Source organism: Amycolatopsis sp. NPDC089917, from assembly GCF_040684635.1.
In the GTDB taxonomy this organism is placed as follows: Bacteria; Actinomycetota; Actinomycetes; order Mycobacteriales; family Pseudonocardiaceae; genus Amycolatopsis.
In genome coordinates, this window is the sequence record NZ_JBFBGL010000027.1 from 1 (window position 1) to 15,741 (window position 15,741).

At 69.4% G+C, this 15,741-nt stretch carries 14 protein-coding genes; 7 read left to right on the top strand and 7 right to left on the bottom strand.

Annotated elements, in window-relative coordinates; all coding sequences use genetic code 11:
* Positions 1-209 precede the first annotated feature (209 nt).
* Positions 210-836 carry a hypothetical protein gene (locus tag AB0N89_RS20460; RefSeq protein WP_364206633.1) on the top strand — a complete coding sequence of 209 codons (627 nt, stop codon included), beginning with the start codon at positions 210-212 and terminating at the stop codon, positions 834-836.
* A 1-nt stretch (position 837) separates the two neighbouring features.
* Here the strand turns inward: AB0N89_RS20460 and AB0N89_RS20465 are convergent, their stop codons facing one another.
* Positions 838-1,653 (bottom strand): LuxR C-terminal-related transcriptional regulator, encoded by an 816-nt coding sequence (locus AB0N89_RS20465; RefSeq protein WP_364206635.1) that lies wholly within the window; start codon positions 1,651-1,653, stop codon positions 838-840.
* Positions 1,654-1,760: 107 nt separating this feature from the next.
* Here AB0N89_RS20465 and AB0N89_RS20470 point away from each other — a divergent pair, with 107 nt between their 5' ends.
* The gene (locus AB0N89_RS20470; RefSeq protein WP_364206637.1) at positions 1,761-3,374 is read left to right on the top strand and encodes an AMP-binding protein; all 1,614 of its coding nucleotides are present in this window, start codon (positions 1,761-1,763) and stop codon (positions 3,372-3,374) included.
* 17 nt (positions 3,375-3,391) lie between these two features.
* On the opposite strand, the gene AB0N89_RS20475 is transcribed toward AB0N89_RS20470, so the two are convergent.
* Positions 3,392-5,461: an AMP-binding protein gene (locus AB0N89_RS20475; RefSeq protein ID WP_364206639.1), complete on the bottom strand. Its 2,070-nt coding sequence runs from the start codon at positions 5,459-5,461 to the stop codon at positions 3,392-3,394.
* A 196-nt stretch (positions 5,462-5,657) separates the two neighbouring features.
* Between AB0N89_RS20475 and AB0N89_RS20480 the strand changes: the two genes are divergently transcribed.
* Positions 5,658-6,458 (top strand): flavin reductase family protein, encoded by an 801-nt coding sequence (locus tag AB0N89_RS20480; RefSeq protein ID WP_364206641.1) that lies wholly within the window; start codon positions 5,658-5,660, stop codon positions 6,456-6,458.
* Here AB0N89_RS20480 and AB0N89_RS20485 read toward each other — a convergent pair.
* A complete protein-coding gene (locus tag AB0N89_RS20485; protein WP_364206643.1) occupies positions 6,407-8,866 on the bottom strand; it encodes a P-loop NTPase fold protein in 2,460 nt (819 codons plus the stop codon). The genes AB0N89_RS20480 and AB0N89_RS20485 overlap by 52 nt on opposite strands.
* A gap of 146 nt (positions 8,867-9,012) precedes the next feature.
* On the opposite strand from AB0N89_RS20485, the gene AB0N89_RS20490 reads away from it, so the two are divergent.
* Positions 9,013-10,263 carry an MFS transporter gene (locus AB0N89_RS20490; RefSeq protein WP_364206645.1) on the top strand — a complete coding sequence of 417 codons (1,251 nt, stop codon included), beginning with the start codon at positions 9,013-9,015 and terminating at the stop codon, positions 10,261-10,263.
* Here AB0N89_RS20490 and folE read toward each other — a convergent pair.
* Positions 10,253-10,849, bottom strand: coding sequence for a GTP cyclohydrolase I FolE (gene folE / locus AB0N89_RS20495; protein ID WP_364206647.1), 597 nt, complete (start codon positions 10,847-10,849; stop codon positions 10,253-10,255). The two genes, AB0N89_RS20490 and folE, sit on opposite strands and share 11 nt — an antisense overlap.
* A 135-nt stretch (positions 10,850-10,984) precedes the next feature.
* Here folE and AB0N89_RS20500 point away from each other — a divergent pair, with 135 nt between their 5' ends.
* Entirely contained in the window at positions 10,985-11,716 is a 732-nt protein-coding gene (locus tag AB0N89_RS20500) for a transcriptional regulator (protein WP_364206649.1), read from the top strand.
* Here AB0N89_RS20500 and AB0N89_RS20505 read toward each other — a convergent pair.
* Together AB0N89_RS20505 and AB0N89_RS20510 are read right to left on the bottom strand one after the other, a co-directional pair.
* Positions 11,713-12,162: a carboxymuconolactone decarboxylase family protein gene (locus AB0N89_RS20505; protein ID WP_364206650.1), complete on the bottom strand. Its 450-nt coding sequence runs from the start codon at positions 12,160-12,162 to the stop codon at positions 11,713-11,715. The two genes, AB0N89_RS20500 and AB0N89_RS20505, sit on opposite strands and share 4 nt — an antisense overlap.
* A gap of 75 nt (positions 12,163-12,237) precedes the next feature.
* The gene (locus tag AB0N89_RS20510) at positions 12,238-12,933 is read right to left on the bottom strand and encodes an SDR family NAD(P)-dependent oxidoreductase (RefSeq protein WP_364206652.1); all 696 of its coding nucleotides are present in this window, start codon (positions 12,931-12,933) and stop codon (positions 12,238-12,240) included.
* Between the two features lie 110 nt (positions 12,934-13,043).
* Here AB0N89_RS20510 and AB0N89_RS20515 point away from each other — a divergent pair, with 110 nt between their 5' ends.
* The gene (locus AB0N89_RS20515; RefSeq protein ID WP_364206654.1) at positions 13,044-13,640 is read left to right on the top strand and encodes a TetR/AcrR family transcriptional regulator; all 597 of its coding nucleotides are present in this window, start codon (positions 13,044-13,046) and stop codon (positions 13,638-13,640) included.
* On the opposite strand, the gene AB0N89_RS20520 is transcribed toward AB0N89_RS20515, so the two are convergent.
* Positions 13,637-15,019, bottom strand: a complete 1,383-nt coding sequence (locus AB0N89_RS20520) for a cytochrome P450 (RefSeq protein WP_364206656.1) — start codon at positions 15,017-15,019, stop codon at positions 13,637-13,639. The two genes, AB0N89_RS20515 and AB0N89_RS20520, sit on opposite strands and share 4 nt — an antisense overlap.
* A gap of 93 nt (positions 15,020-15,112) precedes the next feature.
* Here AB0N89_RS20520 and AB0N89_RS20525 point away from each other — a divergent pair, with 93 nt between their 5' ends.
* Entirely contained in the window at positions 15,113-15,727 is a 615-nt protein-coding gene (locus tag AB0N89_RS20525; protein ID WP_364206658.1) for a TetR/AcrR family transcriptional regulator, read from the top strand.
* Positions 15,728-15,741: the final 14 nt, after the last annotated feature.

A 15,741-nucleotide genomic window follows, 5' to 3' on the forward strand; every position in this document is an offset into this window, starting at 1 on the left:
GGTGACAAATGGGGGGGGTGAGTCGTGAGTGGCGATTCGGGGTTAGAGGCTGTCCGTGAAGGCCTCCTTGAGGGACCCAGAGTCCCTCAAGGAGGCCTTCACGGACAGCCTCTCTCGACCTATCCGCTGGCACGGCGGAGCTGGTTTTCGACTGTCCGAAGGGGACGGTAGATTTCCGGCGCACGGGTTGCTCGGGGAAGGAAGCGTCGATGTCGTATCCACAGGGACCGCAAGGACCGCAGTGGGGCCAGGGTCATCCGCAGCAGGGCTACCCCCAGCAGCCGCCTCCCCAGCAGTACCCGCAGCAGCAGTATCCCCAGCAGGGCTACCCGCAGCCGGGTTACGGTGGGCCGCAGTTCCCGGGGCAGCAGCCGCCGAAGAAGGGCAACGGCCTCCTGATCGGGCTGATCGGCGGCGGGGTCGCGCTCGTGGTGGTCGTCTTCGTGATCCTCGCGTTCGTGGCGCCCGGTTTCCTGTTGAGCGACAACAAGTCCTCGAAGACGGCGAGTGCGTCGGAGACCCCGCTCAGCCTCGACTGGGGTCCGGTCCTGGCGGGCAAGTTCATGCTCGCGGTGTTCGGCGACGAACCCGACAAGGCCGCCGAGTCGGCCTGCGCGGACGCCAAGGACAAGGTCCGTCAGGCGGCGAAGGAGTACGGCGACCGCAACGCGTCGCTCACCGCGAAAGACCCGCGTGCGATGAGCCCGGACCTGATCCTGGTGACGATGACCGGCACCCTGGACCACAGCGAGAGCTACAACGGGACGATGGAGATCCGGCGGGAGGCGGGCGAAAAGTACTGCATCTCCTCGGTCTCGCCCGTCCCCGCGGGCTGAGTCAGGGGAGCAGGCCGGCTCGCCGCGCGTGTGTCACGGCCTGCAACCGGGAGCTCGCGTCGAGTTTGCGCATCGCGTCCCGCAGGTAGCTCTTGACCGTTTCCGCGGTCAGCCCCAGCCGGTGCGCGATCTCGGCGTTGGTCAGGCCGAGCGCGACGAGGGCGACGGTGTCCAGTTCCCTCGGCGCCAGGCCGACCACCGGGGGAGCGGCGTCGATGAGGCTTTCGCGGACGGCGTCGAGGCGGTCGCGGAGATCGCTGTCGGCGAGCTGGCCGGAAAGCACGCGGAGTTCGCCGTAGACCTCGCGTAGCCGTTCGCGCGGCGCGGACGTCTCACGGTGCTCGGTCAGTGACTTCATTTCGGCCAGCCGCCGCTCGATCTCGTCCTCGACGGCCAGCGTCTGTTCGAGGTCGCGCGCGGCGTGCAGCGCGGCGGTGATCGTCCGATCGGACAGGACGGCCTCGTCGCGCAGGCCGCCGTAGAGCACGGCGCGGACGCGCCGGCGCACCACGACCGGGATCGCGACCACCGAGTGGATGCCTTCGGCGCGGACCGGTTCGTCGTAGTCGTGACTGATCGTCGTCGCGCTGTGGTAGCCGTTGGCGACGACCGGCCGGGTCAGCGCGAGCGCCTTGCCGCCGAGGCCGAGACCCGCGCGGACGGACAGGCCGTGCAGGGAAGTGCCCCGGTTGCCGAGGAACGCGGTCAGCCGCATCCGGGGTGACGTACCGGCGATCCCGGCGAAGCCGACCGGCAGGCCGGTGTCCCGGCGCAGGTCCGAGACCGCGCCGAGGAGCTGGGCGTCGTCGACCGGCATCGGTTCACCTTCCTCGGTGATCCCCCTCGATCGGGGGTGGTGGGCGGATCGGGCCCGCCCGCACGATTCCCGGAACTGTACGCCTTCGCCAACGTCCGGGAGAAACGATGACCGAAGCTCACGTCCGGCGGTTGCTCGAGGTCTACGACGACGAGCACGCGAGTGCGGCGACGCTGTTGTGCGACCGGCATCCGGCGGAGGCGGTCGCGTTCACCGTGGTCGAAGCGGAGCTGACCAGCCACGATCTCACCTACGGCGAGCTGCGCGAGCAGTCGGAACGGTTCGCCGGGGCGCTGCTCGGCCTCGGTGTCGGACCCGGGGACCGGGTGGCGACCCTGATGGGCAAGTCGGCGGAGCTGGTCGTGGCGCTGCTCGCGATCTGGCGGCTGGGCGCGGTGCACGTCCCGCTGTTCACCGCGTTCGCGCCGCCCGCGATCGCGCTGCGCGTCACCGGCAACGGCACGAAGGTCGTCATCGCCGACGCCGGTCAGCGCGCGAAACTGACACGGTCCGAGGATCTGCCCGCCGACCCGGCGCGGCGGATCGTGGTCGTCGGCGACGGGGAGGACGGCGACCTGTCGTTCCAGGAGCTGCTGGCCGGCGCCGCGCCGCTGCCCGGTGCGGCGGTGACCGGTGGCTCCGGAGTCCTGGTCGAGCTGTTCACCTCCGGGACCACGGGAACGCCCAAGGCCGTCCCGATTCCCCTCCGCGCGCTCGCCGGTTTCCAGGCGTACCAGGACTTCGCGCTCGACGTCCAGGCCGACGACGTCTTCTGGAACGCCGCCGACCCGGGCTGGGCCTACGGTCTGTACTACGCGATCATGACGCCGATGGCGACCGGCAGGCGAAGCTTGTTGCTGCACGCGGGTTTCTCCGCCGAACTGACGTGGGCGGTGCTGGAACGGTTCGGCGTCACCAACTTCGCCGCCGCGCCCACGGTGTACCGCGCGCTGCGGAACTCGACGGCCCCGGTGCCGGACGGTCTCCGCCTGCGGCACTGCTCGTCGGCGGGCGAACCGCTGACCCCGGATGTCCTGGACTGGGCGTCGTCGAAGCTCGGCGTAGGCGTTTACGACCACTATGGACAGACGGAGCTCGGCATGGTGGTGGGCAACGCGTGGCATCCGGACCTCCGCTCGGAGGTCAAACCCGGTTCGATGGGACGCGTCCTGCCGGGCTTCGCCGTCGAGGTCCTCCGCGAGGACGCCGACGTGGTGGCCGAGCCGGGGGAACGCGGGCGCGTCGCCCTGGACCTCCCGGCGAGCCCGCTGGTGTGGTTCCGCGGCTACCGTGACGCACCCGAGCGCACCGCCGCGCGTTTCAGTCCGGATGGCCGTTGGTACTACACCGGCGACGTCGCCGCCAAGGACGAGTCCGGTTACCTGACCTTCGCCTCACGAGACGACGACGTCATCCTGATGGCGGGCTACCGGATCGGCCCGTTCGACGTGGAAAGCGTTCTGCAGCAGCATGATGCCGTGGCCGAGTCCGCCGTCATCGGTGTCCCGGACGAGCTGCGGGGCGAGGTGGTGGTGGCGTACGTGGTGGCGCGGAACGGATCCTCCGCCGATGCCGCGCTGGTGACCGAGTTGCAGCAGCTGGTGAAGACCCGGTTCGCCGCGCACGCCTATCCCCGCGAGATCCATTTCGTTCCGGAGCTGCCGAAGACGCCCAGCGGGAAGATCCAGCGTTTTCTCCTGCGGGAGCGGCACGGGTCGTGATCGGTCCACAAAGGACCTCACTGGTCGATCGGCCAGGTCTCGTCCTTGAGCAACCGCTTGAGCACCTTGCCGGTCGCGTTGCGCGGCAGCTCTTCGACGAAGTACACGTCCCGGGGCACGGCGAAGCGGGCCAGCCGCCGGTGGATGTAGGCGCGGACGTCGTCCGCGCTCATCCGGGCGCCGCGTTTCGGGACGATGTACGCCGCGAACCGTTGCCCGAACTCGCGATCCGGCACGCCGATCACGGCGGCTTCGTGAACGCCGGGCAGGGCTGCGATGGCCTCCTCGACCGGGCGAGGGGACACGTTCTCCCCACCGGACACGATCATCTCGTCCGCGCGGCCGGTGACGAAGAGCCGTCCCGAGGCGTCCTGGTAGCCGACGTCGCCGGTCGCCATGAGTTCTTCCGCGCGGGGCACGCTGGCGCCGTCGGTGTAGCCCTCGAACAACATGTCGTTGCCGACGAAGATCTGGCCTTCCCAGCCCGGCGGGACCCGGTTGTGGTCCTCGTCGAGGATGGCGACGCGGGTGCCGGGCGGGCAGCGGCCGGCGGTGGTCGGCGCGGCGCGGAGGTCCTCCGGCGTGGCGATGCTGGCCCACGAAACCTCCGTGGAGCCGTAGAAGTTGTAGAGCACGTCGCCGAAGGTGTCCATGAACTCGGTGACGATCGTCCCCGGCAACGCGGATCCGCTGCTGGCGACGATCCGCAGCGACGACAGGTCGTACCGCGCGCGGATCCGTTCGGGCAGATCGAGGATGCGCTGCAACATGATGGGGACGGCGAACAGCACGCCGCAGCGGTGTTCGGCGATGGTCCTGAGGATCTCTTCGGCGTCGAAGCGGCGGATCAGCGACAGCGACGCGCGGACGGCCATCCCGATCTGCATCCCGGCAAGGCCCCAGCTGTGGAACAGGGGCGCGGCGACCACGAAACGGTCTCCGCTGTGGAGCGGGATGCGGTCCAGCATGGCGGCCGACGTCGCGAGGCCCTTCGGCGTCGGACGGCGTGCGCCCTTGGGGGTTCCGGTGGTACCCGAGGTGAGGACGACGAGCCTGCCGATCCGGTCCACCGGTTTGAGTTTGGTGGCGGGCACCCCGGCGATGAACTGGTCGATCGTCGAGTAGCCGTTCTCGGTCTCCGGCCAGGTGGACAACCGCAGGAAGTCGCCCTGGATCCCGGCGATGACCTGTGAGAACTCGTCGTCGGCGAGTACCGCGACCGGCTTGTGCAGGCCGATGACGTCCGCGACGGCGCCGGCGGAAAGCCCGGTGTTGAGCAGGATCGCGTCCACGCCGAGTTTGCTGCACGCGATCAGCGACTCGACCATCGTGGCGTGGTTGCGGCACAACAAGGCGATCCGGTCACGGGAGCGGACCCCGCGGGCCGCGAGCGCGTTCGCGAGCTGGTTGCTGCGGTCCGCGGTCTGCTTGAACGTCCGGATGGTGCGTTCGTCGTGCAGCGCGACGTCGTCCGGCACACGGGCGGCGTTCGCGCCGTAGCCGCCTGCGACGGTGGCGCCCCATTGCGACAGCGAAGTCAGCTGTCGCGCGATCTTGTCCGGCCGCGCGGCCGCGATCACCCCGGCCTTGATCAGCGTGCTCGCCGTGTGCAGCGTGGTGGCCTTGGTGGGCGACGGTTCCTCTTGAGGTGGCGCCGCCCGCCCGGAGAGGTGCAGATCGATCCGCCGGGTCATCGCGCGGATGCCGCGTTTGAACGACGACGCGGACACCAGCTGCGCGTGCTTCGCCGGAAGCATCAGCTGCGCCACGAGTTCCGTGCCGCCCTCGGGAGCTTGCCGCAGCTCGATCGAGAGCCAGTTGCCGTCGTCCTCGACGCCGCACCAGACGACGTGCTCGCCGGGCCGCCAGACCCGGGCTTCGATCTCACCGACGACCAGCGTGCCCGGCCGCGGTTCCAGCCGGACAAGGCACTTCGGGCCGCGCCCGCGTTCGGCGGGCTGCTGGATCTCGCACCAGCTGACCTCCGCGACGAACCTCGAATAGGACTCGGGATCGCCGATGACTTCCCAAACCTGGCCGGGAGCATGCCCGAGAATCGAGCTCGCCTGGACCACATCGTCTCGCATGCGATTCGCCTCACCACGCGCGTTCGGGTGTTGACCGGGCAGCTGCCGGCGCCTCCTTCGTCGATCGAGTTCGGCGAACTTACCAGCAATCGGCCGAACGCAATACTCCGAACGACCGCGAGTTCGCGCTCGCCCAAGGGAACCGCCTTCGAAAGGGTAAGCGCTCGGACACCGGCTAGCCGTCTGAGGAAAGCGAATGATCGCGACGTCCGATTCACGCCAGCCTTCGGCGCGCGACACGGCGAAGCTGGCGAACGTGACAGTTACTACGTCGGCGGCCGAGACCGCGCACACCCGTATCGAGCCCGGAATTCTCTACTTCGGCACCCCCGTGGTGCTCCTCTCGACGGTCGATCAGGCGGGTACCCCGAACCTGGCGCCGATGTCGTCGGCGTTCTGGCTCGGGTGGCGCGGCATGCTCGGACTGGGCGCGAAATCCAAGACCGCCCAGAATCTCATGCGAAACCGTGAATGTGTTCTGAATCTCCCTTCCGACGCCATGGCGGCCGCCGTCGACAGGCTGGCGCTGACCACCGGCTCGGATCCCGTCCCCGGTCGCAAGCGAGAGCGCGGGTATCGGTACGAACCGGACAAGTTCGGCAAGGCGGGGCTCACCCCGGTCGCGTCGGAAACGGTCGCGCCGCCGCGGGTCGCGGAATGCCCGGTGACGATGGAGGCCGTCGTCGAAGCCTTCCATCCCCTCGCCGAGGACGACCCGGCGCAACGCGGCGGCATCCTGGTGTTCGAGGTCCGCGTGCAACGGGTCCACGTCCACGACGACGTGCGGATGCCGGGCACCGACGACCGGATCGACCCCGACCGGTGGCGGCCGCTGATCATGAGCTTCCAGAAGCTCTACGGCCTCGGCCCGCTGGTCCACCCGTCGACGCTGGCGAAGATCCCGGAGCGGCTCTACCGCGGGCCCGACATCGAGCGGTCGCGGAATCAGTCGTCGCGGGCGAACGAGAACCGGTTCACCAACGGCAGCCAGCGCTGATAGGACGCGGCCTGTTCCGGCCACGATCCGCCGGACAGGCCGCGTTCGAGCTTCGGCCGCAGTTCGTGGTCGTTCAGCCCGGACACGACGCCGAGCGCGCCGTCCTCGGGATCCGTCCCGGCGAGAGCGGCGAACCACGAGACGGTCTCCGGATACCCGACCTGGATCGCGAGCAGGACCAGCACCGCGCGGAACGGTGCTTCGCGGTTGCCGTCGAGGAACTCGGACAGGTCGTCTCCGGCGAAACGCGCCCGCAGCAGGCGATACAGGTTCAGGAGCCGTTTCGCCGCCCGCGGGGAGCGGATGAGCGGGGCCAGCGTCGGCAGGAAGTCCAGTTCCGCCGTCGAGATCACCAGTCGAGGAGGGCGAAGGTCTATTGTGGACTGTTCGGACGACGGTGGCGGTGCTTCCTCGCGACGAGGAGGCTCTTCCGCGACCGGGGCGGGGTCGCCGGTGGCCGGATCCGTTCGGGCGGGCGTGGGCTCCGGCGTGGCGTCCTGGCCCGCACCGGCCGCGAGCCCGCGCACGAGCCCCGCGAACCCTGGATCGTCCATGGGGGACAACGTGAACGGCACCTGGAAGATCTTCTCCAGGTAGTTCTCGGCGAAGGTTTCCGGGTCGTCGCCGAGCATCGCCTCGTAGTGCTGCTCGACGGCCTTCTTGAGCCATCGGGAGTCGACGCCCACCACGACGACGAACACCGGCAGCGCCAGCAGGAGATGGATGGCTTCGAGCACCTGGACGACGACCTTGGGCGGGCAGCGGTCGAGGTCGTCGATGTAGAGCACGGTCCGCTCGATCTTCCCGGAACCGTGCGGCACCTCGGCGAGCATGGTCGCGAACGTTTCGAGATCCTTGCGCAGCAGCGAGACCACGCCCAGATGCTCGACGTAGTCCGAGACCCTGGACTCGGCGAACGACACGAGGTCCAGTCCCGGCGCCAGCTCGGCGACCGCCTTTTCGAGCCTGTCGGACTCGGCGTCGAGTTCCGCCAGGCGCCGCTCGGTCTTTTCGTCCTCTTCGGACGGACCGCCGAGCTTGTCGAGCGCCTGGTGGATCCGGTCCGCGCTGGCGCGCATCCGCAGCACGACGGTCAGCGCGGAACTCACCACGGTGAGCCCGCCGAGCACACCGGACAACTGCGACCGGCCGACGAGCAGCGTGACGACCAGGACCGTCACCAGCCCGCCGATCAGGACCAGCAGGGGAACCGGATCCTGCCGCAGCCGTCGCCAGAATTCGGCGACGTCCGAACGCAGCCCGCCGGTCTCCTGCGCCAGCCGTTCGAGATCCTCGGCGGTCGGCCTGTCGACACCGAGCCTGGACGCGATCCACGCCTTGTCGGTCTCGGTGAGGCTTTCGAAGACCGCGCGGACGTACTCGCGCGGCTTTCGTCGCCTGCGTTTCGCTTGTTTCTGTTGCGCTGTCAGGGTTCTGCGTTCGAGGCGGACCGCGCTGAGCCTGCCGATGAGCGTCTTCTCGGTCTTGCGGCGTTCCGCGAGCGCGTCGGCCTGTCGCTGGAGGTCGTTCTCGGCGCCGCTCGCGGCGAGGTTGTCGAAGATGTGGGTGGCGAGACTGGCGAGCAGGTTCGCTTCGCTGTAGTGCCAGGCGTTGAAGCCGATCTGGCGGACGCTGGAGCAGTAGGACGACACGGATTTCCCGTGCCTGTCGGCCGCGATCTCGGCCTTGTGCGCGGAATCGGCGAGTTCGCGCACGCGCGACTGCATCTGACGCATGAAGAAGCTCTTGCCGGATCCCCAGCTGCCGAACAGGCCGATCGACAGGGGAGGGGTGATCATCCGCGAGATGACCAGGTCGGAAAGCATGCGTACGTCGGTGCCGATGCCGAGCCGGTCGATGCCGTCGTCGGTGTCGGGCCGGTAATCGGCGACGTGGGCGGCGAACGGGTTCGGGGCCCGGATCTCGTCGATCGTGCGGACAGGTTTCAAACCGGGGAACATCGCGTTGGCGAGGCCGCGTTCCCGATCCGAGAGTTCCGGGCCCATGCGGAGGACCGCCGGCCGAAGTTCGTCGATCGCCGCACGCAGGCCCGGATGCTCGTACTGGCTGTCTCCGACGAGGCCCAGAACTCGGCGCCCGGCGTCCCTCCGCAGCCATTCGGCCACCACGGCGGGGTCGCGTCCAAGGGTTTGAGACAGCTTCCTGTCGAGCCAGAGCACCGCCGGGCCGTCGCCCCGGTCCGCCAGGAGGTCGTCGATCCCCGGGTCGATGACCAGTTCAGTTCCGCCAAACGTGACGGTCAAGGCCTCCCAGGCCGATCGCCTGGCGCCCGAGTAGATCTCGTAGACGACGAGGGTGAACTGCGCGGTCTGGAGCGCCTCGACGAGCGGCTGGTCGATGTCCCGGGGCAGGTATGGGCCCGGATTCTCCCCTTGCGTCTTACCCACCAACAGAATCGATGGATCGACGTCGCGCACCAGCACCATTCGTGGTCCCCTCCCAAGGCCGAACGGAGGGGCAGTCTAGGGGGCGCCCACTCAGCTCTGGGTGAAACCCCGCATCCGCTCGGTCACGGATCGCTACGTTGGATCTCATGGCTGGGGAGAAGCTCGACGGTAGATACGCGAAGATCTGGGCGGCGAGTACGACTTCCGCGCTGGGCAGCGGTCTCGCGACGGTGGCGGCGCCGCTGCTGATCGCGTCCCGCACCGACGACCCGCTCGTGGTGTCCGGCGGGTTCGCGGTGGCATGGCTGCCCTGGCTGCTCTTCGCGCTGCCGGGCGGCGTGCTGGTCGACAGGGTCGACCGGCGGAAACTGATGGTCACCCTCGACTGGATCCGCGTGCCCGCCGTCGCGCTGCTGGCCGTCGCGATCACGACGGGCAACGTCAGCGTCGCCTTGCTGTACGCGGTCCTCTTCGTGATCAATTCGGGCGAGGTCGTGTTCCGGACCGCCGGCGGCGCGATGCTGCCGTCGATCGTCCCGAAGGCGTTGCTGGAGCGGGCGAACGGGCGGCTGTACGCGGGGACGACGCTGGCGCAAGGCATGCTTTCCGGGCCGCTGAGCGGATTCCTGTTCGGTGTCGCGGCGAGCATCCCGTTCTTCGTCAACGCCGGCACGTACGCCGTCAGCGCCCTGCTGCTCGGCCTGATCGGGGGCGTCTACCGGGCGCGACCCGGTGACGACTCGGGCGGGCCGGTGAAGCGTCGCTCGATCCGGTCGGAGGCGGCCGAAGGGTTCCGCTGGCTCGCGGGTCAGCGGTTGCTGCGGACCATGGTCGGGCTGATCGGCCTGCTGAACCTGACGCTCGTCGCGGCCACCTCGGTCCTGGTCCTGCTGGCGAAGGAGCGCCTTCAGCTGGGGGCGGTCGGGTACGGCCTGCTCTTCACCGCCATGGCGGTGGGCGGCCTGCTCGGCTCGATCACGGGGGACCGGCTGATCGCCTGGTGCACGCCGACCTGGACGTTGCGGATCGGCCTGGTGATCGAGGCGGGGACCCATCTGGTGCTGGCGACGAGCACGAGCGCGCCGGTGGTCGGCGCGACGTTGTTCCTGTTCGGGGTCCATGGCGCGCTGTGGGGCATCGTCGCCAGTTCCCTGCGCCAGCGGCTCACCCCGCCGGACATGCTCGGCCGCGTCGGCAGCACCAGCCTGTTCGTCGTCGCGGGCGGGAACTGTGTCGGCGCGCTGCTCGGCGGCGCCGTGGCGTCGAAGTTCGGGCTGACGACGCCGTACTGGGCGGGATTCGTGGTGGCGGTGATCGTTTCCGCGGTGACCTGGCGGGTGTTCGACCGCGCGGTGGTCTCCGCGGCCTATGCGCAGGAACCCGCCGTCAGCCGTTGATGCCGGTGAGGGCGAAGAACTCCTGACGCGAACGGGCGTCTTCGCGCAGCGTGCCGAGCAGGGTGGAGGTGACGGTGCTCGAACCGGCGGCCTGGACGCCGCGCAGGGTCATGCACGAGTGCTCCGCCTCGATCACCACGCCGACACCGCGCGGCTGGAGCTGCTCGTCGAGCCAGTCGGCGACCTGCTTCGTGAGGCGCTCCTGGACCTGCGGGCGGCAGGCGAAGTGCTCGACGATCCTGGCCAGCTTGGACAGGCCGAGGATCCGTTCGCCGGGCAGGTACCCGACGTGCGCGACCCCGACGAACGGCAGCAGGTGGTGCTCACAGACGGACCGCACCGGGATGCCCCTGGCGAGGACGAGCTCGTCGTATCCCTCGTCGTTGGGGAAGGTCGTGAGGTCGAACGACCGCGGCGTGAACAGCTCGGCGTACGCGCGCGCCATCCGGCCCGGGGTGCCGCGGAGGCTCTCGGAGTCGAGGGAGATGCCCAGCGCGGTGAGCAGGTTCGCGGCCGCGGCCTCGGCGGCCTCCAGGTCCGGTCCAGGCCCGGTTTCGTGCACGACACGCAAGGCGGGAGTGGACATGAGGCCTCCTAGGCTGACCGCGATCCCCAGAGCTGTTCGACTCAGTGCTATTCGACTAAGATTTATGGGCTTTTTATCGCCCGCCGGTTCAGCCTACATGGTAGATCCGCAGTTCAGAATGTTCCGCCGGTCGAGATGGGCGATATCGTGGTGTACGTGACAGTGTCCGATCCGGACGGCTTCGACGTCCCTTCCATCGCCGCGGTGGCGGCGCTCGACGACGACCTCCGGCGTGGCATGTACGCCTACGCCCGGCAGGCGCGGCGTCCGGTGACGAGGGACGAGGCGGCGGCCGCGGTCGGGATCTCCCGCAAGCTCGCCGCCTTCCATCTCGACAAGCTGGTCGCGGCCGGGCTGCTCAGATTCGGCTTCGCCGCGGGCCCGGTGGTGAAGGTGGGGCGGCGGCCGAAGGTCTACGAACCGGTCGACGACGCCATCCAGGTGCAGATTCCCGCCCGCCGCCACGAGGTCCTGGCCGGCATCCTCGCCGAGGCCGTGCTCGCCGAAGGGACCGGCGAGACCGCGCGGGACGCGGTGCGGCGGGTCGCGGGGGAGCGCGGGTTCGCGGCGGGCGAAGAGGAACGTGCGCGGACCCGGCCGGGCAGGCTCGGCGTGGAACGCGCGCTCACCGTCGCCGAAGGGGTGCTTCGCCGCTACGGTTTCGAGCCGAGCCGGGACACCGCGACCTGTGTCCGGCTGCGGAACTGCCCGTTCCATCCGCTGGCGGCCGAGTCGCCGGAGCTGGTCTGCGGGATCAACCAGGCCTTTCTGTCCGGTTTCCTGGCAGGCGTGCGCGCCGGGAACGTGGAAGCCGCCCTCGTTCCCGGCGCGGCCGAGTGCTGTGTGGAGCTACGGCAGGCCCGTTAGGCGCCGGCGACCTGTCGCGTGGCGACGTTGAGCCGGTTCCAGGTGTTGATGGCGGCGATCGAGAGGACCAGGCTCGAAAGCTGCCTCTCGTCGTAGTGACGAGAGGCCTCGCCCCAGACCTCGTCGTCGACCGGGTCGGGCCGGTCCGCGATCCGGGTGAGCGCCTCGGTCAGCGCGAGCGCCGCCCGTTCGGCGTCGGTGAAGTACGCCGTGTCGCGCCACGCGGCGACGGTGAAGATCCGCTCGTCGGGCTCGCCCGCCTTGCGCATTTCCTTGGTGTGCATGTCCAGGCAGCCGCCGCACCCGTTGATCTGGCTGGCGCGGACGTGCATGAGGTAGTGCGTGGTCTTCGGGACACCGGTGTCGCCGGTCGACTCCGCCAGCGCGATCAGGGCTTTCAGCGTGGCGGGGTTGGCCAGGGCGGGGTTCGGGATCCGGGTTTCCATGGTTCGTTCTCCTCCAGGGTTTTCGTCTTGCTCTCACCGCACTGACGGATCCCGGAGAGGAGATGTGACCGGCTTCTACCAGGGCACCACCTTGCCGTGGAGATCCAGGAACTGGAGACCCGGCGCACCGGCCTGAGCTTCGAGGACGTCGACGACGGCGGGCATGCTCTCCGCCGCGGTGAGCGGAGCGCCGGGACCGCCGAGCGGCGTCTGGTTGTGGCCGGGATGGATGAGGAGCTTGGTCTGGCCGTCCTCGGCGTACCGGGTGGCGTAGCTGCGCATCAACTGGTTGAGCGCGGCCTTGCTGGCCTTGTACAACTCGAAGCCGGGCCTGGTGTTCAGCTCGACGCTGCCCTGCCGGGAGGACATGATCGCGGCGGTGCCGCCGGGCACGATCAGGTCGCGGAGGGCCTCCAGGACGCGCATCGGGCTCAACGCGTTGGTGATCATCACCTCGGCGAACGTCTCGGTCGAGACGTCGGTGAGCGGCAGGTTCCCGCGATCGATCGCGGCGTTGACGAACAGCAGGTCGAGCTCGGTGCCGCCCAGGCGCTCGCGCAGCGCGGCCAGCTGGTCGTCACTGGTCATCTCCAGCGATTCGACCCGCAGGCGTCCGTTCGACGCGTCGGCCTTCGCCTGCAACTCGCCGCCGCTCGTGCGCGTCGTGGCGATGACCTGCCTGCCGCGCCGGACGAGTTCCTCGGCGAGGACAAGTCCCAGGCCGCGGGAGGCACCGATGACGAGCGCTTGACGATCAGGGGTATCGGACACGGAGAACTCCTTGGTGATCGGAAGATTTGTCTAGACGCGACGTTGCGTCTAGACAGTAGCACGACACCTGAGAACCGAGCGCGACCCGGCGGGCCGGTACTGTGGCCCGCATGCCCGCCGTGAATTCGCGGCCCCGCAGGGCGCGCTCCGGCAATCAGCGCGACGAAGCGGCCCGCCTCGCCGTGCTCCACGCCGCCGACGATCTGCTCGTCGAGCACGGTTTCGCCAAGCTGACCATCGAAGCGATCGCGCGCACGGCGGGCGTCGCCAAGCAGACGATCTACCGGTGGTGGCCCTCGAAGGTCGAGATCCTGCTCGACACGCTCATCGAGGACAGCGAAAAGCGGTTCGCCGTCCCGGAGAAGACCGGCGTGGACGTCGTCCTTGGCTATTTCCGCGGCTACGCGCGGTTCGTGACTCGCGACCCGGCGGGCAAGGTCCTGCTCGCGCTCATCGCCGAGGCGCAGCACAACCCCGAGACGGCCAAGAGCCTCCACGACCGCTATCTCGGCCCGCGCCGGGAGCTGGAGCGAGACCTGCTCGCCCGCGGCGTCGAGGCCGGCGAGGTTTCACCCCGGCTCGACCTCGACGCCGCGATCGACGCCGTCGTCGGCCCCATCGTCTATCGGGCGCTGACCGGCGCGAGCGTTTCCCGCGCCCTGGTGGACGCCCTCTTCGACGGGCAGCTCAAGCCTGTCGCAAGCTAGGCGGTCACGGCCATCGTGGCGCGGTCGCGGAGGGAGACGTCGAGCGTGAAGCCCTCCGGCTTCAGTGTCAGCAGCTCCTGCACCTTCAGCCGGTAGGACGGGTCTCCGCGCAGGTCGTACCGGCTCAGCAGCATGCCGAGCACCAGCGTCGCCTCGTGCAGCGCGAACTGCCGTCCGATGCAGGCGCGCTCGCCGGTGCCGAAAGGCTTGTAGACGTGCGCCGGGCGGGCACGGTTGCGATCCGGGGCGAAGCGGTCCGGATCGAACGACTCGGGGTCGTCTCCCCAGACCGGATCGCGGTGCAGCGCCGGGATGAGGACGAGCGCCCACTGTCCCTTCTTCATCGGGTACTCGCCGCCGACGACGGTGTCGACCTGGGCCTGGCGGGCGAACGCGGGAGCCGTCGGCCAGAGCCGCAGCGCCTCGTCGAGCACTCGCCGGACGTAGCGGAGCTTGGCGACCTCTTCGTAGGACGGATCCGGGTTCTCGCCCCACACCTTGTCCACTTCGGACTGCGCGCGGGCCAGGACGTCCGGGTTCCGGGCGAGGTAGTAGAGAGCGAACGACAGCGCGCCCGAGGTGGTTTCGTGCCCCGCCACCAGGAAGGTGATGATCTGGTTCCGGATGTTGACCTCGTCCAGCGCCTCGCCGGTACTCGGCTGCGTGGTGTTCAGCATGAGGCCGAGCAGGTCTTCGGTGCTCGTGTCGTGCCGGCGCGCCTCGATGACCTCCGCGACGACGGAGTGGAGGAAGGCGAGGTCGGCTTCGTTGCGCTGGTTGGCCTTCCGGCTGAGCAGCGGGCCGATGACCGGCGGCTGGATCGCCAGCCGTTGCGCGTGCCGCAGCGTGCGGACCATCGCCGCGACGAACGGATGCGGTTCGTCGCGTTCGAACGACGAGAAGCTGTAGCCGAACCCCGTCCGCCCGATGGTCTCCAGCGTCAGCTTCGTCATGTCGTCCGCGACGTCGACCTGGCCGCCCCTGTCCCAGGTGTCCAGCAGTTCGCGGGTGATCGCCAGCATCGTCGGGTGGTAGCGCTGCATGGCGTTGCGGCTGAACGCGGGCGCGAGGATCTCGTGCGCGCGCCGCCAGTTCGGCTCCTCGTTGCGCGCGGTGAACAGCCCGTCGCCGCCGAGCGGGCGCAGGTTCGAGATCGCGGGCGTGACGTGCTTCGCGAACCGCTTTTCGTCGGAGAGGTCGGCGACCATCTCGGCGCCGTTGACGAACACGATCCGGCGGCCGAACACCTTGCGCTCGAAGACTGGCCCCAGTTCCGCGGCGTGCCGCATCGAGTCCTGGACCGGGGTCTTCGGCGAAACGCCGAGCACGTCGCCGATCAGCGGGATCCGGCGTGGGGGATGGGGGAGTGCGGTGGCCATCGAGCCCCTCCAGGGGGTGAGCGCTGTTGAATCGACATCCAATAGCGAGCGTGGCCTGTTACTGAACCCGTGTCAAGTAAGTACGATGGCCGGATGGCGCCGAGCACTTCCGGGAAGTCCCGCAGCAGGCTGAGCACCGCCGAGCGGCGGGAACAGCTGCTGCGGATCGGCGCCCGCCTGTTCGCGGACCGGCCGTACGACGACGTGTGGATCGAGCAGGTCGCGGACATCGCCGAGGTGTCCCGAGGGCTGCTCTACCACTACTTCCCGACGAAGAAGGACTTCGTCACCGAGGTCATCAAGGCCGAGGGTGAACGTCTGCTCGACATGACCAGGACGGATCCGACGCTGCCGGTCGCCGAGCAGCTGATGGCGGGACTCGACGCGTACCTGCGCTACGTCGAAGCGAACGACGACGGCTACCGGGCGCTCCACGCGGGCACGGCGATCGCGGTCGAGGAGGTCCAGGCGATCCTCGACCGGAACTTCGCCGAGCAGGGCCGCCGGATCCTGGCCGTGCTGTGCCCGGACGGTCACCCGCCGGAGACCCTGCGGGTGACCGTCCGCGGCTGGCTGGCCTTCGTCGTCGCGGTGTGCCTCGACTGGCTCAAGCACCGGCGGCTGACCCGGGACCAGACCCGCGACCTGTGCGCGAAGGCGCTGCTCGACATCGTCGCCGCGTCACCGGACGTCCGTATCGACCTGTAGGGGGTCGCCTTGCG